Annotated in this window: 20 protein-coding genes; 9 read left to right on the forward strand and 11 right to left on the reverse strand. The window is 68.2% G+C overall.

Translation table 11 applies throughout. From position 1 onward, the window contains the following. Window positions 1–11: 11 nt before the first annotated feature. From ACFW6D_RS04105 to ACFW6D_RS04125, 5 genes are all read right to left on the reverse strand, one after another. Window positions 12–905: a hypothetical protein gene (locus ACFW6D_RS04105; RefSeq protein WP_379324550.1), complete on the reverse strand. Its 894-nt coding sequence runs from the start codon at window positions 903–905 to the stop codon at window positions 12–14. A gap of 108 nt (window positions 906–1,013) precedes the next feature. Then, complete coding sequence (fdhD, locus tag ACFW6D_RS04110) at window positions 1,014–1,823, reverse strand: formate dehydrogenase accessory sulfurtransferase FdhD (protein ID WP_379324552.1); 810 nt, start codon at window positions 1,821–1,823, stop codon at window positions 1,014–1,016. 77 nt (window positions 1,824–1,900) lie between these two features. Next, window positions 1,901–2,536: a DUF1345 domain-containing protein gene (locus ACFW6D_RS04115; RefSeq protein WP_379324554.1), complete on the reverse strand. Its 636-nt coding sequence runs from the start codon at window positions 2,534–2,536 to the stop codon at window positions 1,901–1,903. A 46-nt stretch (window positions 2,537–2,582) separates the two neighbouring features. Then, the gene (locus ACFW6D_RS04120) at window positions 2,583–3,494 is read right to left on the reverse strand and encodes a LysR family transcriptional regulator (protein WP_379324556.1); all 912 of its coding nucleotides are present in this window, start codon (window positions 3,492–3,494) and stop codon (window positions 2,583–2,585) included. 11 nt (window positions 3,495–3,505) lie between these two features. Beyond that, window positions 3,506–4,744, reverse strand: a complete 1,239-nt coding sequence (locus tag ACFW6D_RS04125) for an FUSC family protein (RefSeq protein ID WP_379324558.1) — start codon at window positions 4,742–4,744, stop codon at window positions 3,506–3,508. Between the two features lie 298 nt (window positions 4,745–5,042). Here ACFW6D_RS04125 and ACFW6D_RS04130 point away from each other — a divergent pair, with 298 nt between their 5' ends. From ACFW6D_RS04130 to ACFW6D_RS04140, 3 genes are read left to right on the forward strand one after another with little or no spacing between them, the layout of a single operon-like run. After that, window positions 5,043–7,367 (forward strand): FdhF/YdeP family oxidoreductase, encoded by a 2,325-nt coding sequence (locus tag ACFW6D_RS04130; RefSeq protein ID WP_379324560.1) that lies wholly within the window; start codon window positions 5,043–5,045, stop codon window positions 7,365–7,367. Between the two features lie 21 nt (window positions 7,368–7,388). Next, a complete protein-coding gene (locus ACFW6D_RS04135) occupies window positions 7,389–8,054 on the forward strand; it encodes a hypothetical protein (RefSeq protein ID WP_379324562.1) in 666 nt (221 codons plus the stop codon). 12 nt (window positions 8,055–8,066) lie between these two features. Further along, window positions 8,067–8,567: an NADPH-dependent FMN reductase gene (locus ACFW6D_RS04140; protein ID WP_379324564.1), complete on the forward strand. Its 501-nt coding sequence runs from the start codon at window positions 8,067–8,069 to the stop codon at window positions 8,565–8,567. Between the two features lie 45 nt (window positions 8,568–8,612). Here the strand turns inward: ACFW6D_RS04140 and ACFW6D_RS04145 are convergent, their stop codons facing one another. The 3 genes from ACFW6D_RS04145 to ACFW6D_RS04155 form a co-directional block, all read right to left on the reverse strand. Further along, window positions 8,613–11,606: a protein kinase gene (locus ACFW6D_RS04145; protein WP_379324566.1), complete on the reverse strand. Its 2,994-nt coding sequence runs from the start codon at window positions 11,604–11,606 to the stop codon at window positions 8,613–8,615. A 118-nt stretch (window positions 11,607–11,724) separates the two neighbouring features. Next, a complete protein-coding gene (locus ACFW6D_RS04150; protein ID WP_379324568.1) occupies window positions 11,725–12,414 on the reverse strand; it encodes a response regulator in 690 nt (229 codons plus the stop codon). Next, window positions 12,411–13,730 carry a sensor histidine kinase gene (locus tag ACFW6D_RS04155; RefSeq protein ID WP_379324570.1) on the reverse strand — a complete coding sequence of 440 codons (1,320 nt, stop codon included), beginning with the start codon at window positions 13,728–13,730 and terminating at the stop codon, window positions 12,411–12,413. The genes ACFW6D_RS04150 and ACFW6D_RS04155 overlap by 4 nt, the downstream gene beginning before the upstream one ends. 156 nt (window positions 13,731–13,886) lie before the next feature. On the opposite strand from ACFW6D_RS04155, the gene ACFW6D_RS04160 reads away from it, so the two are divergent. The 3 genes from ACFW6D_RS04160 to ACFW6D_RS04170 are packed head-to-tail and all read left to right on the forward strand — an operon-like array spanning window position 13,887 to window position 17,450. Next, window positions 13,887–14,210, forward strand: a complete 324-nt coding sequence (locus ACFW6D_RS04160) for a hypothetical protein (protein ID WP_379324571.1) — start codon at window positions 13,887–13,889, stop codon at window positions 14,208–14,210. 28 nt (window positions 14,211–14,238) lie between these two features. Further along, complete coding sequence (locus tag ACFW6D_RS04165; protein ID WP_379324573.1) at window positions 14,239–14,961, forward strand: ABC transporter ATP-binding protein; 723 nt, start codon at window positions 14,239–14,241, stop codon at window positions 14,959–14,961. Continuing rightward, the gene (locus ACFW6D_RS04170; RefSeq protein ID WP_379324575.1) at window positions 14,958–17,450 is read left to right on the forward strand and encodes an FtsX-like permease family protein; all 2,493 of its coding nucleotides are present in this window, start codon (window positions 14,958–14,960) and stop codon (window positions 17,448–17,450) included. Before ACFW6D_RS04165 ends, ACFW6D_RS04170 begins: the two co-directional genes overlap by 4 nt. 49 nt (window positions 17,451–17,499) lie before the next feature. Here ACFW6D_RS04170 and ACFW6D_RS04175 read toward each other — a convergent pair whose 3' ends face one another. Continuing rightward, a complete protein-coding gene (locus ACFW6D_RS04175; protein WP_379324577.1) occupies window positions 17,500–20,028 on the reverse strand; it encodes a protein kinase in 2,529 nt (842 codons plus the stop codon). A gap of 154 nt (window positions 20,029–20,182) precedes the next feature. Between ACFW6D_RS04175 and ACFW6D_RS04180 the strand changes: the two genes are divergently transcribed. Next, a complete protein-coding gene (locus ACFW6D_RS04180; RefSeq protein ID WP_379324579.1) occupies window positions 20,183–21,073 on the forward strand; it encodes a hypothetical protein in 891 nt (296 codons plus the stop codon). Between the two features lie 10 nt (window positions 21,074–21,083). Here ACFW6D_RS04180 and ACFW6D_RS04185 read toward each other — a convergent pair whose 3' ends face one another. Further along, window positions 21,084–21,749, reverse strand: a complete 666-nt coding sequence (locus tag ACFW6D_RS04185; RefSeq protein ID WP_379324581.1) for a response regulator — start codon at window positions 21,747–21,749, stop codon at window positions 21,084–21,086. A 115-nt stretch (window positions 21,750–21,864) separates the two neighbouring features. Then, window positions 21,865–23,028 carry a sensor histidine kinase gene (locus tag ACFW6D_RS04190; protein ID WP_379324583.1) on the reverse strand — a complete coding sequence of 388 codons (1,164 nt, stop codon included), beginning with the start codon at window positions 23,026–23,028 and terminating at the stop codon, window positions 21,865–21,867. A 167-nt stretch (window positions 23,029–23,195) separates the two neighbouring features. Here ACFW6D_RS04190 and ACFW6D_RS04195 point away from each other — a divergent pair, with 167 nt between their 5' ends. Then, the gene (locus tag ACFW6D_RS04195; RefSeq protein WP_379324585.1) at window positions 23,196–23,954 is read left to right on the forward strand and encodes a hypothetical protein; all 759 of its coding nucleotides are present in this window, start codon (window positions 23,196–23,198) and stop codon (window positions 23,952–23,954) included. A gap of 105 nt (window positions 23,955–24,059) precedes the next feature. Then, window positions 24,060–24,491 carry an SRPBCC family protein gene (locus ACFW6D_RS04200; RefSeq protein ID WP_379324586.1) on the forward strand — a complete coding sequence of 144 codons (432 nt, stop codon included), beginning with the start codon at window positions 24,060–24,062 and terminating at the stop codon, window positions 24,489–24,491. The last annotated feature ends 64 nt before the right edge of the window (window positions 24,492–24,555 follow it).

A 24,555-nucleotide genomic window follows, 5' to 3' on the forward strand; every position in this document is an offset into this window, starting at 1 on the left:
ACCGGATCGGATCAGGGGCAGTGGCCTCCGGCCAGCTCGGTCAGGTGCCCCGAGATCAGCGTCGCCATCTTGTCGAGCATCGCCATGCCGTCGTTGAAGCTGCCCGAATCCGGTTGCGCGGCGAAGGCGATCGCGATCCGGCCCGTGGGCGAATCGATCAGACCGAACTGGCGGACCAGGTACTTGCCGCCGGGGTCGGGACCCCACCCGCCTTTGAACTCGGCACTGCCGAACACGCCGAGACCCCAGTGGTGGCTGACGATGATCTGCTGCATCAGCCCGACCACGCGCTCGCTCTGCGGGATGCACGGCAGCTGAGAAGCGAAGCGCACCTGGTCGGCGAGGGTCCATTCGGCCTGGCCGTAGACCGAGGCGTCGGCTCGGGTGCGCGTGGTCGGCACCGTGGTGCGCGCGTCACCACCTTCGCGCAGTACGCCTTCCACCGCTTGGGCGGCGTCGTCGCCGCTGCCGAGTGAGGCCCACAGCGAGTCGGCCGCGCCGTTGTCGGACGCGGTGATGGCGGCGGAGGCATAGGACGACGAGGAAGCGCTGTTGCGCAAGGCCGCGATGGCAAGGGGCACCTTGATCGTCGACCAGGCGGGACCGGTGGTCCAGTTGCCGAAGGTGACCATCTGCTTGCCGCCCACCGGCATGATCGCCAGCCCCGCGCTGCCGCGGAAACCCTGTTGGAGCTGGGTGAAATCGGCGGCCAGGCTACCGGGCATCGCGATGGAGACGCCGCCACCACCGACACCGGTACCGGGATCAACGGCGGGAACCGTGGTGGTCACGCGCGGTGCGGCGGCCTTCGGCGGCTCGGTGCCGCAGCCCGCGGTGGCGAGCACGGTCATGCCGAGCACTGTCGACAGCGCCACCCGAACGCGGTGGCGTCGTTCTTTGTTCATGATGTGAAGCATTTTTGTTTGTAAACTCCCCCGGGCGTTCGGTGCTGGCGACCCGTACCGTTACCGTACTGCGACATATGCCGATCGCCCACTTCGAACAAGCAACCCTCAGGTCAGACGGTGTTCGCCTGTATAGATATTCATCGTCTCGCCACGTAAGAAGCCCACCAGTGTGAGGTCGCTCTCAGCCGCCAGATCGACGGCGAGCGAGCTCGGCGCCGACACCGCGGCCAAGATCGGGATGCCCGCCATCACCGCCTTCTGCGCCAGTTCGAACGACGCGCGACTGCTCACGACAAGCACCAGATCGTGTGCGGGCACCCGGTTCTCGCGCACCGCCCAGCCGATCACCTTGTCGACAGCGTTGTGCCTGCCGATGTCCTCGCGCAGGGCGAGCAGGGTGCCGTCGGTGGTGAACAGTCCCGCCGCGTGCAGCCCGCCCGTGGCTTCGAACAGTTTCTGTCCCGCGCGCAGATGTTTCGGCAGTTTGGCGAGGGTGCCGGTGCTGATCGACGCGGACTCGTGCGGGATCGGGAAGCGGGTGTGCGTGCGCACTTCGTCGAGGGCGGTCTTGCCGCAGAGACCGCAGGCGCCGGTCGTGAGGAAGTTGCGGGCGTGGATCGGCACGGGGTTGCGCAGGCGCAGGTCGAGCACGTTGTAGGTGTTGCGGCCGGTGTCGTCGGTGCCCGCGCAGTAGCGGGCGGTGACGATGTCGTCGGCCGAGCCGATGATGTCCTCGCCGAACAGGAAGCCGTGCACGAGGTCGATATCGCTGCCGGGGGTGCGCATGGTGACGGTGAGCGACTGGCCGTCGACCCGGATCTCGAGGGGTTCCTCGACGGCGAGAGTATCGGGTCGCTCGATCCGCCCGGCCGGGGAAAGGCGGGTCGTCTTGCGCCGTGCGGTAACTCTGCTCATCCCATGACTCTGCTCACTGTGAGGGCTGCGATCAACACCGGCTGCCGATCGCTCGATCGGCGGAAGCGATCACCGCGTCAATTCGTCGCGAGACCGGCGACGAGGTTGATCGTCGTGGCCAGGATGACGGTGCCGAAAATGTAGGACAGCAGGCAGTGTCGAAGGACGATGGCGCGGATCGTTTCGTTGGAGACGTTGGTGTCGGAAACCTGATACGTCATGCCGAGGTTGTAGCTGAAGTAGAAGAAGTCACGGTAGTCGGGCGGCTCGGAGATGTTGAAGTCGATCCCGCCGCCGGGTGCCTGGTAGTAGACGTAGGCGTAGCGCGCGGCATACATCAGGTGCACCGACGCCCACGCCATGAACACCCCGCCGAGCGCGATCGCCGCGGCGATATTGGTCGCGTTCGAATGGCGCAGGACCAACACGACGACGATGCCGACGAGCCCGGCCAGCGCCGACGCCACCACCGAGAGCTCCTCGATGAACGGCTGGAAGTCTTCGCGCCGTGCCACCTTCTTGGTTTCCTCGGAGCTCATCGGCCACAGCACCAGCCAACCGGTGATGACGAATACCGTTGCGGAGCTAGCGATTCCGGAGAGAATTCCCAGCGGCAACTCGTGCGCGAGCCCGACGATCACACCGACCACGATGCCGAGCACCACCGACCCGACGAGGCGAGTGACCGCAGACAGCAGCAACCGAGTGCTCATGGGAATGCACAGTACTCAACAGTTGCCGAGTTATAGCTGAATTAGATCACCCTGTGACCGGGCGCGGCGCGAGGGCGAAATCGGTGGCCCGCGCGGTGCCGATGAGCGCGGTGGTGAGCACCGACCCCGGTTCGACCGCCGCGGTGACGAGCACGATCTGCGCGGTGACGACCGGGTCGGCGAGTTCGAACACCCGGATGTCGGCGGTGGGGCCCAACGCCGCGACCCACGGTTGCGGCACGATGCACGCCCAGCGCCCGGTGCGCGCGTGCTCGAGCAGCGTTGCCACCGAGTCGCTCTCCAGTTGCGGGGTCGCCGTGAGACCGAGTGTCGCCAGCGCGTCGTCGATGAGCTGGCGACCGCGCATGCCCTGCGGCAGCAGACACATCGGCAGTTCCAGCGCGTCGGCCCATGAGATCGCCGTGCGGCCCGCGACCAGCGCCGATCCCGCGACGAGGACGTGGCGTTCGGCGTAGAGCGGGGTGAGGGTGAGCCCGGTGGTGTCGACACCCTGCACGTAGACGATGCCCGCGTCGAGTTCGAACCGACGGATCCGTTCGACGATGTCGAGGGAGCGCAGACTCGTTTCGATCCGCACCCGCATCAACGGATGTTCGGTGCAGAACGGGTCGGTCAGCAGGGCGACCGTGCTCGACGCCGCGGGCACCACCCCGATCCGCAGCTCGCCGGTGAGACCGGTCTGCAGCGCCCGCACCTCGTGTTCGAGGGCCTCGCGGTCGGCGATGATCCGCCGTGCCCACAGCACCAGCCGCTCGCCCTCGGGAGTGAGTCCTTCGAAGGTGCGGGCCCGGCGTACCAGCGGCACGCCGAGCTCGTGTTCGAGTTTGCGGATCGCCTCCGACAGCGCGGGCTGGGAGACGTAACAGGCCTTCGCCGCCCGGGCGAAATGACGTTCTCGGGCGAGTGCGACGAAGTATTCGAGCTGACGGAACAGCATTCAGATGTCGGTCAGTCGTCCTGGTCGTCGGCCGCTTTGTTGCGCGCCTTCGCGATCTCGAGGGCCTGCTCGGCGGTGGCCTGGTCGGGGTAGGGGCCCATCCGGTCGCCGTACCAGCAGGCCTTGCCCTGTTCGGCCTTGTGGTGCTTGATGCAGTAGTACCACTCGTTGTCTTCAGCCATGCCGACAGTATGCAACGTTTCGCATACCTGCGTCTCGTCGGCGGGTAACACGGCGGTTGCCGGTTCGCGAATGAGCAGCGCGACAGCGATTCCCACCGCGACTCCGATCACCGTGTCGACGCCGCGTTCGGTGAGCATGGTGAGCGGGTCGGTCGGGTCGGCGAGTTCGGTCATTCCCATGATCAGCGGGGTGAAGAAGCCGAGGGCGACCGCGTAGTGCCGTGCCATGAACAGCTCGGTCGGGTAGAGCAGCGCGATGATGACCAGGCCGAGCATCGCCGGACTCCAGCCCGGCAGCAGCAGCGGTGCGGTGACGGCGAGTCCGATGAAGGTGCCGGTGATCCGGTGCACGCCACGGGTGATCCGGTCGCGCGAACTGTAGGCCGCGAGGGGTACCGCCGCGCCCGCCATCGCCCAATTGGCATGGCCGACACCGAGTAACACTCCGATCCCGCCGGAGATCGAGATCGCCATCGCGTACCGGCCCGCTTGGACGTAGGAGACCCGCCCGGTCCGATGCGGTGCGATCGGCACCGGGTCCTTGCACCCGCCGCGCCGGACTCGCTGCGCGGACTCGACATAGCCGACCACCACGCACAGCACCGCCGTCCCCGCACACAGCGCCAACGCCAGGATCGGATCGCGCTGCACGCCGGCCACCATGGCGATGGCGCCGAACGCGAAGATCCCGAAGAACGGCCCTTCCGGCCGCAAGCCGAGGCGGTCGGTGATCGGCGAGGCCACGGCCGCGAACACCGCCACCGCCGACACCAGCACCGCGGGATGGGCGTGCAGGCGGGCGAGCAGAATGCCCGCGCCGACCCCGCCGACGAGCATCACCGCCGCTTCGCTCTGGTGGATCAGCCGTTGTCGCGGCGCTTCGGCGAAGCCGTACATGCCGGTGAAGGAACCGAAGACCGCGTAGATGAGCAGGTCGGTGCGCCCCAGCGCGATCAGCGCGAGGCCGGGGATCGCGAGCCCGATGAACACGCGGGCGGCGGGCAGGTGATCGATCTCGGTGACGAACCGTCGCCAGAGCTGGCGCGCCCCTGTTCCCGTGGTGCGCAAGGTTCCTCCGAAGTCGGTCGCGGGACATGCCCGTAGGGCCGATGATCAAGGGTGCATCATCGGCGCGCAGGCCGTCAACCTGCGGTGATCCCGGTCGCACCGGCGCAGGAGGGGCTGTACCGGCGGTGATAAGCGCGACCAATCGGCCGGTCGGAAATCGGTCTTGGACGCGGTGTGGCGACACGACGACAGTGAGCTACGCCCTTCCGTGATCTCGACGGTAGAGAATCCAAGCGAGACACTGGACAGAGCTCGTATCTTTCTCGACCCGCAATTCATCGCGAAGGGAAGATTTGACATGGCTGACGGTCCGCACACCATCTGGGACCCCGATAGAGGCCCGAGCGAAGCAGCCGACCGGGCGGCGGTGCCTGCGGTGAATGCCCCCTATAAGCACCCGGCCGCGGGGTGGGGTGCGGCGATCGCGGTCGGCAAGTTCATGGTGCTCAAAGAACACGAGCCGTTCATCGGCACCAAAGCCATTCTCAAAATGAACCATCAGGTGCACGGCTTCGACTGCCCCGGCTGTGCCTGGCCCGACGCGACCGACGGCCTGCTGCTCGACGTGTGCGAGAACGGCATCAAGCACGTCACCTGGGAGATGACGCACAAGCGGTGCACCCCGGAGTTCTTCGCCCAGCACACCGTCACCGAGCTGGCCACCTGGAGTTCCTACGACCTCGAGGACCAGGGCAGGCTCACCGAGCCGATGGTCTACGACCCCGAGACCGACCACTATGTGCCGATCAGCTGGGCCGACGCGTTCGAGATGACCGGCAAGGCGCTGCGCGAGCTGTCCGACCCGAACGAGGCGTCGTTCTACACCTCGGGGCGCCTCGGCAACGAGGCCACGTTCCTCTACCAGTTGATGGTGCGCGAGTACGGCACCAACAATCTGCCCGACTGTTCGAACATGTGCCACGAAGCCAGTGGCCGCGGTCTGCAGGCCTCGCTCGGTACCGGCAAGGGCACCTGCGACCTCGAGGACTGGGACAAGGCCGACGCGCTGTTCGTCATGGGTATCAACGCCGCGTCGAACGCACCGCGCATGCTGACCGCGCTGGCCAAGGCCTATAAGCGTGGCGCGCAGGTGGTGCACGTCAACCCGCTGATCGAGGCGGGTGCGACCAAGACGATCATCCCGCACGACTTCGTCGCGATGGGCACCTTCCACCCGACCAAGACCGGCACCCTCAACCTGCAGGTGCGTATCGGCGGGGACTTCGCGCTGATCCGTGGCATGTCCAAGGCGGTACTCGAGGAGTCCGCGACCAACGAGAAGGCCCTTGACCACGAGTTCATCGAGCGCTACACCGTCGGTTTCGACGACTACGTGCGCGAGGTCGAGGCGACCACCTGGGCCGATATCCAGACCCAGTCCGGGCTGAGCGAGGCCGAGATCCGCAAGGCCGCCCGCATCTACTGCGACTCCGACCGCAGCATCATCAGCTGGTGCCTCGGCATCACCCAGCACGAGCACGGCGTGGAGACGATCCGCGAGATCGTGAACCTGCTGCTCATGCGCGGCAATCTCGGTCGCGAAGGCGCGGGCCCCTCGCCGGTGCGCGGGCACAGCAACGTGCAGGGCAACCGCACTTGCGGCATCGACAACAATCCGCCCGCCGAATTCCTCGACCGGCTGGCCAAAGTCTGTGAGATCGATGTGCCGCGCGCCAACGGCTACGACGTGGTCGCCACCATCGAGGCGATGCAGAAGGGCAAGCTGAAGTTCTTCATGAGCATGGGCGGCAACTTCGTGCAGGCCGCACCCGACAGCGCCTACACCTTCGAGGCGTTCCAGAAGACCGACTTCACCGTCATCGTCTCCACCAAGCTCAATCGCAGTCACGTCATCCACGGCAAGAAGGCGTTGATCCTGCCGTGCCTCGCGCGCACCGAACACGATCATCAGCGCAGTGGGCCGCAGGTGATCTCGATGGAGAACGGGATGGCCGTGGTGCACCTGTCGCGGGGCATGAAAAAACCCGCCTCGCCGCATCTGCTGTCGGAGCCCGCGATTCTGGCCGGCATCGCCAAAGCCGCACTGCCCGAGACGAAGACGCCGTGGGAGTACTACGTCGAGGACTACGACCGCATCCGCGACACCATGTCGAAGGTGCTCGACGGTTTCGAGGACTACAACCGGCGGGTGCGACTCGGTCTCGGCTTCCGGATCCGTCAGCCCGCGCGCGAACTCATCTTCCTCACCCCGTCGGCGAAGGCGGAGTTCTCGGCGGCGACACTGCCCGACACCACCAACCCGCCCGGTGTGCTCACTCTCGCCACCCAACGGTCGCAGGACCAGTGGAACACCACCATCTACACCAATAACGACCGCTATCGCGGCGTGAAGAACCTGCGCACGCTGATCTTCATGAACTCCGCCGATATGCACGACCGCGGCTTGAAGGAGTTCGACGAGGTCGATATCACCAGCACCGCAAGGGACGGGTCCAAGCGGTCGCTGTACAAGTACAAGGTTGTCCCCTACGACATTCCGGTGGGCTGCGCGGCCGGGTACATGCCGGAGATGAATGTGCTGTGCGCGATCGGCGACTACAGCACCGAGAGCGACCAGCCGTTGATGAAGAGCGTGAAAGTGACCGTCACACCGTCGAGCTGAACTTTTCGTTGAGGAGAGGTTATGAACCAGCACACGCGAAAGACTCTGGCTTCGATCAAGGGGCACCCGGCGCCGACCGATATCGAATGGAAGCAGTTCATCACGATGTGGGAGGACATCGCCGACGAGGTGGAACAGGAGCACGGCGATCGGCTGGCGGTGAAGATGAACGGGCACCGCGAGGTGTTCCACCGTCAGCACGACGGCCGGGTGTCGATCGGTGACATCGAGCATGCGCGTCAATTGCTGAAGGACACACCGGAACTCAAGGGTTCCGGCGATATGTTCGTGGTCGCGATGGACAGCGAGAAGGCGCGGGTGCTGCATTTCGACCTCGCCACCCCCACCGTCGCCGATACCGAACACGACGTGACCAATCACGACAAGGTCGCCCACCACATCCGCACGGTCGAGCACCACACCGGCCACGACGACCCGCAGGTGTTCATCAAGTATTTCGATGATCTCGCGGTGGCGTTGATCGAGGAGATCGGCACCGAGAATTTCGTGCTGCTCGGGCACGGCAGGGGCAATTCCGATGTGGCCGATGATTTCGTGAAGCGGTTGAAGGAGATCAATCCTCCACTCGCCCAGCGGATTTCCGGGGTTGGAGTGATCGACCTCAGCGCTGCCAACGATGCCGCGATCGAAGCGGCGGCCCAGCAGATCGTCAAGAACGCGAAGTAGAAGGGACCACCGATGTCATATCTGCTCGCGCTCGTCGCCGATCCCGGCGAGAATTCCACGGCGCAACAGTTGGCGACCGAGGCCCAGCGGGTCGCCATCCGCAACAATGTCGACGTGGTGAGCCTGGCCGAACTCGACACGCTGCCCACCTACAGTGCGGCGATCGACACCGAGGACGGGCGTCCACTGATCGCCAACCAACTGCGGCGCTCCACGCTGGAAGCCGATGGGGTGCTGCTGTTCGCGGCCGAGGGCGAAACGGTACCGCCGCTGGCAGCGAGCGTGATCGCCTGGCTGGCAGGTCCGGAATCGGCGCCGACCGTCGGGGGCAAGCCGGTGGCGGTGATCACCGTCGGGCCCGGCGAGGTGATCAATCAGGATCTGGCTGATCGGTTACGCAAGGCCGGTGCCGATGTGGTGGCCGACGGGATGTCGATCACCGGGTCATGGAGTGATCCGGACACGCTGAACCGGCTCGGGGACACCGTAGTAGCGGTAGCTTCAGCAAGCTGAGATGGCCGCGGCCCCTGTCGAGCAGGGGCCGCGGCCATTGTTGTGTCAGTAGACGTAGACCACGGCGTTCTCACCGCCGGTGCAGGTGACGAGCTTGCCTTCCGGGGCGCAGTTCATCGTGTAGGTGGTGCCGGTGACCGGACTCGTCGCCACCACGGGGCGCGCACCGGTTCCGCCCGCGGCGTAGGCCTGCCGGACCGCCTCGGCGAAACCACAGCTGGTGACGGTGGTGCCGACGGCGACCTTGCTGTAATCGCCTGTGGTGGAACCGGCTTCGCAGGGTTGCGCACCTGCGGGCAAGGTGACCGGCCCGGCCGAGGTGGTGGGACGGACCGTCGTCGCGCGTGGGGTGGTGCCCGCGGGCTGACCGGAACCGGCCGGCACCTGCGAAGTCGGTGCGGCCGTGGAGGTTTCGTCGGATCCGGCAGACATCACGCGCCAGCCGATCGCGCCACCGATCGCCACGACCACCATGGCGAGGACGCCGACGAGAACCGGCAGCAGGACCGACCGCTTACGATCCGAATCCTGGTGCGCCCAAGACGGATCGGGTCCGTAGGCAGGGTCGGGGCCGTACGCGGGCTCCGGACCGTAACCGGGGTCGTAGGCCTGCTCACGGTAGGCGTGATCGCCGTAGGCGCTGGGCGGCTCGTCGTAGTCGGAGTACGCGTTCTCCTGGCCCGAGTACTGCCGGGTCGCGGCCGCCCGTGCCGGATCATCCGTTGGGGCCTGATGCGCGCCGAAAGGTGCCGCGCCGCCGCGGTATCGGTGCGTCGGCTGCGAGCGCTGCGGGTCCGGTTCGTCGGCACCGTAGTGCTGGGTCTGCGCCGACCGTCGCACCTCGGCGGGGTCGTACTGTTCGGTCGCCGGACTGAACTGATCGTCGGACTGCGCCGGTGCACCGAACCGGTCGTCTGCCTCGTCATCGAAACGCTCAGTAGGACCAGCGAAACGATCTCGCGGATCGTCGAGATCGCCGCCGAATTTCTGCGTAGGGGGCACGAAACCCGGCTGCGACGCGGGGGCGGCGTACTGCTCGGTCGGCGGGCCGAACGGCGCCGGATCTGCCTGCTCGCCGCCGAACCGATCGGGGCGCCCATCGAATCCGGCACCGAAAGCCCCTGCGGGACTGGCGAACCGGCCCTCGGGATCATTCTGGCCACCCCCGAAACGCTGGGTCGGAGCCGCGAAGGGGGCGGGTGGGTTCGAACTGGATTCCGGTGCGGGGAAACGCGGATCGGGGTTCGAGGCCGGGAGGCTGTACTGCTCGGTCGGCGGGGTGTATGCGGCCGGGATCGGGTGTTCGCCGGAGTAGCGCTGGGTGGGTGCGGCCCGGTCCTGGGGTGGAAGGCGGTGGGGGCCGGTGGGGGCCGGGTACGGGGTGGCCGACGAGGGGCGTTGCGGTTGCAGGAGGGGCGCGGAGGTTTCGCCGGGGGTGGCACCGTCGTAGAGGTGCGCGTCAGGGAAGGGGCGCATCCGTGGGAGGCCCTGGTCGGGGGTGTAGGCCGGTGGGGGCGCGGGGGCCGCTTCCGGTTCCGAGGCCGTCGGCAGGGGGGTGAAGTAGGCGTCGGCGGGCCGGATTTCGGCGGGGCCGGTCGGCTGGATCACCGCGGGGATCGAGATCTCGCCGGTGCCCTCGGCGGGAACGCGGCGGAACCCGGTGGTGTCGGCGCCACCTGCACGCGCCTCGGGTGGGCGGATGATCAGTGTCGGCTGGGCACCGGTCGCGGTGGACTGGCTGCGTGAGGTCTCCACGCCACCGGTCGCGGTCACCGCGCCGATCACGCGGAACTCCCCCGTCGGCGTCGGCGGCTGATCGGCCTTCTCCGATTCCGCGGAGCCCGGGGCTCCCTTGCGGGAACCAGCGGGCGCAGCACGCCCCACGCCGGGCGCAGGCCCCGCGGCAACAGCACGCTCGGCGCCAGGGCCCGCAGGTACTCCGCGCTCGGCGCCGGATCCCGCGGGAAAGCCACGCTCGGCACCCGGCGGCACGGGTACTCCGCGCTCGGCACCAGGGCCACGCTCGGCACCCGGCGGTACCCCGGGAGCACCACGGCCCGCACCGGCGGCGAATCCGGCTGCGGCGGCGAACCCGCGCCCGGCACCCGGGGCACCGGCCGGAGGTCCGCCGGGCGCACGGCCCGGTGCACCAGCGGGCCCACGCAGCGTGGCGCCCGGCGAAGAACCTGGAGTCACATCATGTCCACTTGGGACGCGACGGGCACCCTCATACGACGCGAAAGCACCCGACGGCGCGGGCCTCGGCGTGCCTTCACGCACGGCCGAGCCCAGCGCCCGGCGAGCGGCGACGGCCAACGCACCGGCCGTCGCATATCGATCGCCAGGATCCTTGGCCATACCCGTCCCGATGACATCGTCGAGCGCGCCCGGAATCCCGTGCAGTAACTCACTCGGCCGTGGCGGGGACTCGGACAGGTGCGCGCGAACAAGCACGCTCATGCTGGCCGCGGGGAAAGGCGAAGCGCCGGTGAGGCATTCGTGCAACACACAGGCCAGCGAGTAGACGTCGGCGCGATGCGAGATCGGACCGACGTCGAAGCGTTCCGGCGCCATGTAGATGTAGGAGCCGACCGCTATCCCGGCCTGGGTCACCGCGCTGTCACCCTCGGTGTGCGCGATGCCGAAGTCGGCGAGGTAGGCGAAATCGGCAGGCGTGACCAGGATGTTGGCGGGCTTCACATCGCGATGCACCAGCCCACCCGCGTGCGCGGCGTCCAGCGCGGCGGCGATCTGCTCGACGACGGCGACCGCGCGTTCCGGGCTCATCGGCCCGCCCCCGCGCAGCACGGTCCGCAGATCCGAGCCGGGCACCAGGCGCATGTCGATGAAGAGGACCCCGTCGATCACTCCCCAGTCGTGAATCGGGATGACGTGCGGTTCGGCCAGCTTCGCCGCGGCCTGGGACTCACGGCGGAACCGGACCTGATAGGCCGGGTCCTGCGCGAGCTCGGGCGCCAGCAACTTCAGAGCGACCACTCGGTCCTTGCCGGTGTCGTAGGCCTCGTAGACCTCGCCCATTCCGCCTTTACCCAGCAACGACCGCAACTCGTACGGGCCGAATCTGCTCCCCGTCCGTGACCCAGGTGCCTGCACCAGCGTCCGCCTCCCACTTCTGGCAGGCCCGTGGACCTGCTTCTCAGTAGGACGATTCTCCTGGCGTGACTACGCCGTGGTCAAACGCGAACACGATCGCGGCGGCCCGATCGCGCAGGTCGAGCTTGCCGAATATGTGTCCGACGTGGCTTTTCACCGTCACTTCGGAGATACCTAGTTCGGCGGCGATCTCGCTGTTGACCCGGCCCGAGGCGATCAATTCGAGCACTTCGTACTCGCGGGCGGTGAGTTCGCCGAGTCGGCGATCGGTGCGGGTACCGACCGGTTTCACTGTTCTATACGCGGTGAGCACCCGTCCGGTCACCGACGGGTCGAGCCAGGCGCCGCCGCCTGCCACGGTCCGCACGGCGCGGATCAGATCCTCGGCAGGCGAATCCTTGAGCAGGAACCCCGCGGCGCCCGCGCGCAACGCACCGGAGAGCAGCTGATCGTCGTCGAAGGTGGTGAGCACGAGCACCGGCGGGGCATCGGGGCGGGCGCGCAGCAACCGGGTCGCATCGATGCCGCCGACCCGCTTCATCCGCAGATCCATCAGCACCACATCGGGCCGTTGCGCGGCCACGGCGGCCGCCACCTCGTCGCCGTCGGCGCACTCGTTGATGGTGAAACCGTCGCGGCGGCGCAGGATCCGGCGCAGTCCACCGCGCACGAGTTCCTGATCGTCGACCACCAGCACGGTCACCACCTGCTCGATCGGCGAAGCGGTTGTCACGATTCCTCCTGGGGTTTGCTACGGAGCTTGCTCGGCAGCACGCTCGAAATGCACGAGCCCGATTTCATGGGAAAGCCGACGCGCACGGTCCAGCCGTCGTCGCCGTTGCCCGCGGTGATCTTCCCACCGAGCAGTTCGGTGCGTTTACGCATGCCGCGCAGTCCCATCCCGGTGTCTCGGCGGGGGGCGGGCCCGAACGGCAGTGGATTCGACACGACCAATATCGCCGCTTCGGCGGTGACATCGAGGCGGACTTCGGCGGCCGTTCCCGGCGCGTGTTTGATGACGTTGGCCAGTGATTCCTGGCCGATCCGGTACAGCGCGTGGCCGATGGCGCCGGTGACGGTGGCCAGGTCGCCGGTGCGGGTGTAGTCGACGGTGAGCCCGGCGCGGCGGAAGTCGCCGACGAGCTCGTCGATATCGGCGGCGCCCGGCTCGGGAGTCATTTGTGACGGGCCCGCGTCGAGCATGCCGACGGTTCGACGGATGTCGGCCATCGCTTGCCTGCCGAGTCGTTCGGCTTCGACGAGCGCTTCCACCGCCTCGGCGGGGTCGTCGTCGGTTTGCAGCGCGCGCCGGGCGGCGGTCAAGTGCAGCAGGGTGATCGAGAGGGAATGGGCGATCACATCGTGGACCTCGCGGGCGATCCGGCGGCGTTCCTCGTCGGCGGCCTGGCCGGAGCGGATGGCCTGATTCTCGCGTTCCTGGTAGAGGAATCGACGCTGGTACTGCAGCATCACCCCGCAGAACGTGCCGAGCAGGATGCCGATGGCATACATCGGGAGCCCTTGCAGCCGCTGCCCCGATACTCCCCAGTGCAGATGCCCCGCGAGGTCGAACGCCAGCAATTCTGCGAACGCGACCGCGGCGAATCCGATGGAGATTCCGCGCGAGGCGATCGCGGCTACCTCACCGGCGACGATCACCAGCACGAACGGCGCGAAGTCGTTACTCGTCGGCTGCAGCAGGAACAGCCCACACGAGAGCAGGGCGCTCGACTTCAGCAGTATGGGGTGCGGGCTCACGCCGAAGAGCGCGTACAGCGGGATCGGCAGGAACGCTGCCGCCATCGCGATCAGCGGCAGCGGGTTGGGGAAGTAGGAATGTCGCTGGATCACCGCCGCACCGGTGACCACCAGCAGCGCGAGGTCGGCCCCGATGATCACGGCGGGCGGATAGTCGTAGGGCAGTGCTTCGAGCCGCTCGCGCACGGTCGCCACGAACCGCCTGCACCCGCTCATCGTCCGGGCGGACAACCGCTGCAGGCGGCTCTCCCGACCCGGCGCCTTCGCGGGGATGGCGTGGCTCACATCCATGGTGTAAGGCTAGTCGCCGCCTGCCGGGTGAGCATCGTCCCGGAAACGGTTGCCTTCTCCTACCCAGGCAGGAGAAGAAGTCGGGTCCCCGGCACGACGAATCGGCCTTTCACCGACCGTAGCGTTTGATTCACCCGCTCACGGAAGGTGAAGCCCATGACCTGGACCGACCTGCACCACCGCACTGAGATCGTGCACACTGTGCTCGCCAGGGCCGCGATCGACCCGCACGACCCCGCGTTGTTCGACGGCCTCCCCGAGCTCGACCAGCTATTCGGTGGCGTCGAGGGCCTGCTCCTGACACTGACCAACCGCTGGGACAACCATCTGCACGTCAAGCTGGAGCTGGCCGAGATCGACGGCCGCACCCCGATGGAGGCCTATCTCGAACTGGCCGCCGAACAGCCTGCGCTGCGTGCGCTTCTCGACGCGCGTCCGGCGATCGGGCAGACTACCCGCGACCGCGCACTCGCACGCTGAAATCCGAAACTCCTTGGGAGACAATGCTATGCCCGACAGTGAATCGCCGCAGCAGCCGATGCTCGAGCTGACCAGGGTGGTCAAGCAGTATCGGGTCGGTGATCAGGAAGTCCGCGCGCTCGACGAAGTGAGCATGCGGATCGAGGCGGGCCAGTTCACCTCGATCATCGGGCCGTCAGGTTCCGGTAAGAGCACCCTGCTGCACCTGCTCGGCGCGCTCGACCGCCCCGACGCAGGTTCGATTCGCTTCCGCGGCACCGAGATCGGCGATCTCGACGAGGACAAGCAGGCGGCGTTCCGGCTCGAACAGGTGGGCTTCGTCTTCCAGTTCTTCAACCTGCTGCCCACCTTGTCGGCGTGGGAGAACGTGGCTGTCCCGAAACTGTTGGACGGCACCGGGTTACGTAAAGCCAAGCCACGCGCTTTGGAGCTGCTGGACATGGTCGGCCTCGGTGATCGGGCCCAGCACCGGCCCGCGGAACTGTCCGGTGGGCAGATGCAGCGGGTGGCGGTGGCGCGGGCGTTGATCATGGATCCGCCGCTGATCCTGGCCGACGAGCCGACCGGCAACCTCGATTCCAAGACCGGTGCGGCGATCCTCGCACTGCTCGGTGACATTACGGCGCAGGGCAATTCGGTGGTGATGGTCACCCACGACATGAACTCGATCGACTACTGCGACCGGGTGATCACGTTGCGTGACGGGCAGATCGGCGCCGACGAGTTGGCCGCCGCGCGGGTGGACGCATGATCGCCGCGGCATGGGATCGATTGCGGCTGTTCAACTTCGGTGAACTGCTCCGCCATCCCGGCCGGACCCTGATGTCGGGGGCGGTGATGGGGGTGTCGGCGGCGTTGATCGTGGCGGTGCTGAGTATCTCCGGCTCGGTCACCGGGTCGGTCGACAAGCTCACCAAGGGCCTGGCGGGCACCGCCGAGCTCGAGATCACCGGCATCACCGACGCCGGTTTCGAACAATCACTGCTACCCCAGATCGCCGCGACGCCAGGGGTGGCGACGGCGGTGCCGATGCTGCGCGGCACCCTGGGGGCGGGCCCTGACCGGGCACTGCTGATCGGGGCCGATCAACACATCGGCGCGCTCGGCAGCGACCTGGCCGGGCCGATGTCGCAGTACACCACCAAGCTGATCAGCACCGAACGCGGCGTGCTGGTCGGCGCTGCGATGGGCCTGCGCGAAGGCGACCCGGTGCGGATCGGATCGGGCACGGCCACGGTGGCCGCCGTCCTCGACTCCGAGGCCACCAACCGGCTCAACAGCGGCCACCTGGTGGCTGGTCCGCTGCCGCTGATCCAGTTCCTCACCGACCGGGTCGGCAAGCTCGATTCGGTGCAGATCGTGGTGAAACCCGGCACCGATGTGGGCGCGCTGCGGACGGCGCTCACCGAAGCGGTGGACGGGCGTGCGGTGGTGGCCGAGCCGAGTCTGCGGACCGCGCAGGCCGGTGGCGCGATCCAGATCATGCGGTACTCCACGCTGATGTCGTCGGCGGCGGCGCTGATCGTGTCGGCCTTCCTGATCTACAACGCGATGAGTATGGCTGTGGCACAACGCAGGCCGACGCTGTCGCTGTTGCGGGCGATCGGCGGCAAGCGCGCGCCGATGGTGCGGGATCTGCTCGTCGAGGCGGCGCTGCTCGGGCTGATCGGTGGGGCGATCGGTGCCGGGATCGGTGCGCTGATGGGCCGGTTCGCGATCGGCAGGCTGCCCGCCGCGATCGTGCAATCGGTCGAGGCGCGCACCGAGTTCCAGGTGCCGAATTACGCAGTGCCCGTGGCGATCGCGGCGTGTGTGGTGGCGACGGTGCTGGCCGCCTCGATCGCCGCGCGGCAGGTGTACAAGGTGGCCCCGGTCGAGGCGCTGGCGCCGGTGGAGGCCAGTGATGCCGCGGCCACCGGCACGGTGCTGCGCTGGGTCGCGCTGGCCGCGGGGCTGTTACTGGGTGCGGTGGCCGTGGTCGTCGCGTTCCTCGACCTCGGACGACTGTCCCTGGCGGCGATCACGACCTCGTTCACGGCGACTGTGTTCTTGTGTTTCGCCGCCACCGGGCCGATCGTGCGCGGGTCCGCGGCGATCGCCCGCTGGTTCGGCGCGCCCGGCGCACTCGGGGCCACTTCGCTCGAGCGCGCGCCGCGGCGGGTGTGGGCTACCGCGATGACGGTGATGATCGGGGTCGCGGCGGTGGTCGCGCTCGGTGGGGCGTCGGGCAACATGGTGAAGTCGGCGACCGATTCGTTCCAAAGTCTCGGCGACACCGACCTTTACGTGAGTCCGAGCCCCGTCGAACAGTTCCCGACCGGACCCGTGCTGCCCGCCGGATTGGCCGAGCGGGTCGCGACGGTGCCCGGTGTCGAGCAGGTGAATCCCGCCCAGATGGCGTTCGCGACGATCGGCAGCGGCCGGGTGATGCTGCAGGGTTATCCGCCGAGTACGTCCGACACTCGCCTCGGCGCGGTGGACCGGGCGGTGATCGATCAGATGGAGCGACGCGAAGGCGTGGTGATCACCCGCGATGTCGCGCGTTCACTGTCGCTCGCCGCGGGCGACGAGATCACCATGCCCACACCTTCCGGTGAGCGCAAAACCACTGTGCTGCAGGTAATTCCGTACTTCACTGCCGTCTCCGGTGTGGTGATGATGAATCTCGACCAGATGCGGGAGTGGTATCAGCGGCCCGGCGAGACGATCCTGTCGATCCAGTACGCGCCCGGCGCTGATCCCACCGCCGTGCAAGCCGCGGTGCGCGCGATGGTTCCCCAGGAAATCCACGTCGACACCGGCGCATCCATGGTCGACGCGATTTCCTCGAGCGTGCAGCAGGGCGCGGCGATGAGCAACATGATCCTGTGGATCGTCGTGCTGGTCGCGACGGTGGCGTTGCTGAACACCCTGATGCTGTCGGTCCTGGAACGGCGCAGGGAACTGGGGGTGCTGCGTGCCATGGGCACCAACCGCAAATTCCTGCTGCGCTCGGTGCTGGCCGAGGCCGCGGGCATCGGATTCATCGGCGCGGCAATCGGACTCGTCGTCGGGATCGCGGTGCAGTACCTGGCCACCGTGGCAATCGGCCACGCGATGACCATCGACATCATCTACCGCCCGAGCCCGCTGATCGCGGTCTACGGTGTGGTCGCCCTCGGCCTGGCCCTGCTCGGCTCGATCCCGCCTGCCCTGCGCGCATCCAAGATGCCGATCGTGGCAGCGCTGGCCGTGGACTGAAGTCTGTCACCGCAGCGGTCGGGCATACCCCGCCCGACCGCTGCGGTGGTCAGAGTGGGACGTCTTCCCACCAGGCGATGACCTCGTCCTGTGCGGAGGGGCGTGGGGCCCCGTTAGTGCCACTGCTGCCCCGACGGCTCACCGCGACAAGGTAATTCGCGCGATCGTCGTCGTCGGGGAAGCTCACGAACTGGTACGCGGTCTGCATTCGCGCGCTCCCCGGATCGCCGACGGCCCACCGCTGCACCGAGAACGGCACCCCGTCCTTGTCGCCCGCATCGCGAACGGCCCCCGGCAGCGCATCCACCACCGACCGCGCCTGCCCGGCGTTCGCGTACTCCAGCACCAGGTAACTCACCGCCCCGACCTGGTTGTCCACCCGATCGCACTGCCACGCGGTCTCGACCGGAGTCCACTGCAGCGCAGGCTCTTTCCACGCCAACTCGCTGACGCTGCGCACCCCCACACATCGAGCCCCGCGATACCCAACCCCCTCACCGTTCTCACCCTGCGGAACCAACGTCGGGAAAACCCGCCGACTCTCCCCGAACGAATCGGCGACCTCCGCCACCGAACTCGACGGCACATTCGCGCCCCCCGCGGCGTCGAGATCGCCGTCGTCGTCCGGCAACACCACCACAACCAACGCGACAACAAGCGCGATCAACACCAGCACCAACGCCACCAACACAACCCAGCCGAACCGCTGCATCCCCGACACCCGCCGAGGCACCGGCCAATACCCCCGATACGGCCCCAAGGGCCCCCGATGCCCCGGCGGCACCTCACCCTGCTGCCCCGAACCGGGTTGCTGCCCAGCATTACCCGGCTGCCCCATCCCGCCCGGCTGACCAGCGCTACCCGGCTGACCCGCACCCCTTTGTCGGCCCGCATTGCCCTGCTCCGCCTCGCCAGCCGGCCCCAGCCGGCTGGACTGCCCGGCCGCGCTCGGTGGCGGCACAGACCCCGCTGGGGCCACGGTCGGTGGTCCCGCGATCGACGTCACCTCGGTCAGCGCGGCCGCGTTCGCCGCATCAAGCGCATCCGCATCGCGCGTCGCCAGCACATCGGTTGCAGCCGTGGCTGATACCTCATCGTCGGCCGCCTCCTTGCCGAGCGAGCCAGCCGCTGGCGGCTTGTCCAGAGATACCGGGCTGGACGGCATTCCGGCAGCCCCACCGGGTGGCGCCTGCGTGCCTTCGACGGGGCTTGCCGAATCCGCGGGTGCCCCCGAATCGGCGGGCGGTCCGACAGTCGAGTCGTTCGAGGAAGCCGCACCCACACCGGGCAGCTGTGCGCCGGACGATCGCGCCGACGGCGCCCCAGCAGTCGGCGCCCCTGCGGCCGGTGCCCCTGCGGCCGGTGCCCCTGCGGTCGGCACCGCGACTGCGGGCGACCTGGCAGACATCGACGAGGGGGCCTCGGCACCGGGCACCGGTTGCCGGGTATTCGGATGTGCGGCAATGGGATTGACTGGGGGTCGCTGAGCTACCGGAGGCATTTCGCCGGGCGGCGCCGCAGGCGGGTGCTGCGGTGCCGGCGCAACAGCTCCGAACGGCCGGGATGGTGGCTGCCAATGAGGTTGTGGCACAGGCTGCATGGGCGGAGCTTGGTAACCGGGCGGCACCATGCCGGGCGGCACCATGCCGGGCTGCACGAAGGGCGCGGCCGGTCCTTGCTGCGGAGCAGGTGGGTAGTAACCGGGCGCCGGGTTGGCTGGCGGCCGCGGAAGAACCGGTGGCGTCTTGGAAGTCAACGCCTGGCGCGCCGCCTTGGCGAATGCCGCACACGAATCGAACCGTGCCGCAGGATGTTTCGCCATCGCTGCCGCGAGGACTGCGTCCATGATCGGCGGCAGACCCGCCCGGCGCAGCGCCAAGGGCGGCGGCGGGGCGTAGAGGGTTCCGCGAATGATCTCGTTCGGGTCGGCGGAGTCGAACGGTGCCACCCCGGTGAACAACCAGTACAGCGAACAGGCCAGGGAGTACTGGTCGGAGCGGTGGTCGAGTTCGGCACCCGTCATCTGTTCCGGCGACGCGTAAGCCAGTGTGGCGGTGAACATTCCCTGCTGGGTCAGGTGGGTGGAGTCCGCACGCAGGCGGGCGATCCCGAAATCGGTGAGGAACACCCGTTCGCCCTGACCGCCACTGGACCGCGCCAGCAAAATGTTGGCGGGCTTCACATCTCGGTGCAGCACTCCCCTGCCGTGCGCGTAATCCAGTGCGTCGGCGACACCTTCGATGATCTGCACGGCCCGCTCGGGCGGCAACGCCATCGGATCGACGGTCGCGGCGTCGATCCCGTCGACGTACTGCATGCTGATCCAGAGTTGCTCACCCTCGGACCCCCGGTCGAACACGGTGACGATCCCCGGATGGTCGAGCCCGGCGGCCAAATCGGCCTCCCGTTCGAACCTGGCCCGAACGCGCTCGTCGGCGAACAGATCCCGGTTGAGCAGCTTGAGCGCGGTCAGCCGGTCCAGTCGCGGATGCCGGGCCAGATACACCGTGCCCATGCCGCCCTGGCCCAGCATCGCCTCAATGGTGAACCCGGCGAACACCTCACCGATGTCGTGCACAACGACCCCCTTCCGACCGTGTGACCACGCTCATTCGAATTCTCGCCGAAAATCGGTGAAACTTACTAACAGTCGTCCGGGAGTTTCCGGACGCGCTCGACGAGAAGTTTGCACCGCCGGAGCACGCGCAGTGGGTGGTGGGGAGGATTCGGTGGTGAAGTCGACCGGAACGGCGGCTGCCTGTCGCAGGCTGCTGCTCTGTGGGGTGCTGGCGTCGGCCGCACTGTCCACCTCGTGTACCACGCCGGGCACCCCGACGGCGGTGAGCGCGCCCACGGTCACCGTCAACAGCGAAGACGCCTGGCATCCAGGACTGTCCATCGGTCTGCCCGATTCGCTGGCGGCGGAGTTCACGCTGCTGCAGTCGAAGCTGCCGGGACAGGTCGGCATGGCGTTGATGCCGGTCGGCGGCGGCCGGATGACGATCTACGGCGACTGGTCCACCGGCATCGCCTGGTCCACGATCAAGGTCCCCCTGGCCGTCGCGGCGTTGCGCCACGATTCCACCCAGTCGATCTTCGAGATGGTGCAGGCCGCGATCACGGTGTCGGACAACGACGCCGCCGAAGGCCTCTGGGAATCCCTCGGTGACGCACCGGAAGCCGCCGACGCCGTGCAGCAGGTCCTCGACGAGGCAGGCGACACCGGAAAGGCTTCCAGCCATACCGAACTCGACACCACCGCATTCGGCGGCACCGAGTGGTCGCTGGCCAACCAGGTGCGGTTCGCGTCGCGGCTGCCGTGCCTGCCCAACAGTGAGGTCGTCACCGCGCTGATGGGCGAGATCACCGAAGACCAGGGCTGGGGCCTCGGCCTGCTCGACGACACCGAGTTCAAGGGCGGCTGGGGCCCGGACGACATCACCGGGATGTACACGGTGCGCCAGTTCGGGCTGGTGCCCGTCGGCAGCGGGCAGCTCGCGGTCGCCCTTGCGGCACAAGCTGATTCGGGCTCGTTCGACGACACCACCGCCTTGCTCGACCGGATGACGCTGCTGCTGTCGCGGCACCTGCCGAACCTGCGCGGCGGGGTCTGCCCGCGCTGAGCGCACCGGCTCAGCCGGGAACGACCAGGCCGGATTCATACGCCAGGACCACCGCCTGGGCGCGGTCGCGCAGCCCGAGCTTCGAGAACACCTTGGAGACATGGGTTTTCACGGTCTGCTCGGCCACGAACAGCGCCGCGGCGATCTCGGTGTTGGACAACCCCTTCGCCACCAGTTCGAGCACCTCGCGTTCGCGCGGGGTCAGCGTGCCCAGCGCCGGCGACGGGGCGGCGCGCACGGTATTGCGTCTGCGGGTGACGTCGGCGATCAGCCTGCGGGTGATGGTCGGAGCGAGCAGCGCCTGCCCGTCGGCGACCACTCGTACCGCGCGCACCAGCTCCTCGGCGGGCGCGTCCTTGAGCAGGAACCCGCTCGCACCGATACTCAGCGCCTCGTAGACGTAGTCGTCGATATCGAAGGTGGTGAGCATGAGCACCCGCACCGGCGGATCGAAATTCGCGGTGAGAATCGCGCGGGCGGCATCGAGTCCGTTCATCTCCGGCATCCGCACATCCATCAACACCACATCTGGCCGCAACCGCTTGGCCTCGGCCACCGCGACTTTCCCGTCGGGTGCGTCACCGACGACGCTGATATCGGTCTGCGCGCCCAACAGGGCCCCGAACCCCTGGCGAACCATCGCCTGGTCGTCGGCGATCAACACGGTAATAGCCACTCGACCACCCTAATGGGCGCAGACGCGAAGCGTTCCTCAGCTGCGCACGGCCGGAGCGAATGCGGAGGTACGCCTAATAGGCGCCGACGCGAAGCGTTCCTCAGCTGCAATCCGTCTAGAGCGTCGGCAACTTCGCCGAGACCTCGAATCCGCCACTGGGCGTCGGCGCCGCCGTGAGCTCACCACCGACCGCGCCGACGCGGGTGCGCATTCCGTCGATGCCGTGCCCACCGCCCGCACTCGGCAGCGCCACCGTCGCGGCCGCCGCATTGTGCACGCTCACGCTCACCACCCCCGGGTCGACCGCCACCGCCACCTGTACCGCCGCCCCCGGCGCGTGCCGCGCGCAGTTGGCCATAGATTCCTGCACGACCCGATACATCACCAGCCCGGTCGTATCCGGCACCGAGCCCAGATCGCCGCTCACCGTCCACTCGACCGGCAGCCCGGCGCGCGCGGCCGACTCGCACAGCGCGGGCACGTCCGCGGCGCGCGGCTGCGGCGCGTGTTCGGGCAGTTGGCCGTCGCTGCGCAGCACTCCGAGCATGCCCCGGATCTCGTTCAGCGCGGTGCGAGCGGTGGCGCCGATCGATGCGAATTCGGCGCTCGCGGCCGGGTCCAGATCGGCGATCCGGTACGGCGCGGTCTGTGCCTGCACCACGACCATCGACATGTGGTGGGCGACCACATCGTGCAGGTCACGGGCGATGCGCGCCTTCTCCTCGAGGATCGCCCGGCGCGCGCGCTCGACTTCGGTCTCCTCCTCTTGCCGCTCGAGCTTGCGCCGCGAGGCCAGCAGGATCCGCACCAGGTAGCCGAACAGCGCCAGCGCCCCGAACCCCATCGCCCAGCCCCACAGTGGACCGGTGTCCGAGCCGGGCATCGTGGTGGCGAACAGTATCGAGGTGGCCGCCCACGCGACGACCACGATCGGCACCGAAGCCCGCATCGCCACCGCGAACAGCAGCACGAACAGCACGATGACGTGCACGACCTGGAAGGGCAGATCGTTGTCCGGGCCCGGCTGCATGCCGATCGAGAACAGCAGCGCGGCGCCCGCGGAGATCGCCCACCCCAGCGCCGGGTTCACCCGCACGAACAGAATCGGGAAGACCGCGAGTGCCGACAGCATCGGCGCCACCACCGGCGAAACCTGGTGGGTCACGAACAGCGTCGGCCACGCGATGCTGTACAAAACCAGCGCGACCAGCACCGTTGCGAAATCGAACCAGGTCTGCGCGGATATTCGTCGCGCGGCGGGGCGCAGTGGTGCGGTCATGACAATGAGACTACGAACCGTCCGGTCAGCGGACCTCATACCCACGAACCGAATGCGACCCCCTACCCTGGTGTGACCCCGGCGCCGGGTCTGCCACCCGCGCGCCCTGATAAACCAGTCCGCAGCGGGATGCCCGCCGTGTGACCCGCTCTTTACCGTCGGAGGCCATGAACACCCCGCTTCGCCCGGTACCCGCCGCCGCTGTGGCCCGTACCGCAGATTCCGCCGCCTCCGCGCCATCCCCCGCTCCCGCGCAGCACCGCCGCCGAAGCGGTGTCGCGCTGTGCACGGCCGGGTTGGCCATGGCCGCGGCCGTCGTCATGTCGGCTCCCGGCGCCATGGGCACCACCCCCAGCGGCACGGAGAACGTCGCCGCCGCCGAAGCGGTGCGCGCGCTCATCGACGACAGCCCCGACGCCACCTCGCTCATCCCCCGCGACTTCGGTTTCAAGTTCGGTTACGACCCCGCGCAGCAGGACGGGCTGCTGGTGAACCCGAACGGCGGCTGTTCCTCACCGGTGACGCTGCCCGCCGAGTTCGAGTCGGCTTGCAAGGCGCACGACCTGGGCTACGACGTGCTGCGCTACGCCGAGCGGGTCGACGAACCCCTCGGCGCCTGGGCGCGGCGCTCGGTGGACGCGGCACTGAACCGGCGCATCCACGCCTCCTGCGAGCTGCGCGACGACGAGTTCTCCCGCGCCCGCTGCAGCGTGATGGCCGATATCGCGTTCACCGCCGTGGACGTGAACTCGCGCCGCCAGGAGTACGCCGCCCCGGTGGTCGAGAATGTCTTCGCCCAGACCGACCCGGCCGACCGCCCCAACCTCTGGCCCCTGGCCCGCACGGTCCTCGGCCTGTTCGCGGTGACGGCGGCCTCGGCCGTGATCATCGACGCCCTGCGCAAGTTCCGCCGCCGATTCGCATAGTGCACACCGCCGCGAAGCGTCCTCAGCCGCGCACGGCCGGAGCGAAGGCGGAGGTTTCGCTTGAATCCGGTTGCCGAAAACTAGAACATGTCCTAGTTTTCACGCATGTCTCTAGTCATCGACGAAACGATCGAGATCGACGCCCCCGCCGCGAAGGTGTGGGAGGTGCTCACGGATTTCGAGCGCTACGGCGAGTGGAACACCTTCTGCTACGAGGCGTCGAGCACCCTGGAACCGGGCTCGACCATCGACATGCGGGTCCAGCTGGGCGACAACCGCCGGCCGCAGCGGGAATGGATCCGCACCCACACTCCGGGGGTCGAGTTCAGCTACACCATGAAGCCGGTGCCGCTGGGCGCCCTGCACAGCCTGCGCTCCCACACCGTCGTCCCCCTCGGCCCCGACCGCTGCCGCTACGAGTCCCGCTTCGCCCTCGCAGGCTGGCTGAGCCCCGTCGTGAACCTGGCACTCGGTAAGCACCTGCGCGCGGGCTTCGGCGCGATGACGCGCGGGGTCGCGGACCGGTCTGTGGCCTGAGCGGCGAGAAACGAAAGACGGGGCACGCCAGGGCTTTTCAGCCCGGCGCGCCCCGCTCCCGGAA

It is taken from the genome of Nocardia sp. NPDC058705 (assembly GCF_042749305.1).
GTDB lineage: Bacteria > Actinomycetota > Actinomycetes > Mycobacteriales > Mycobacteriaceae > Nocardia.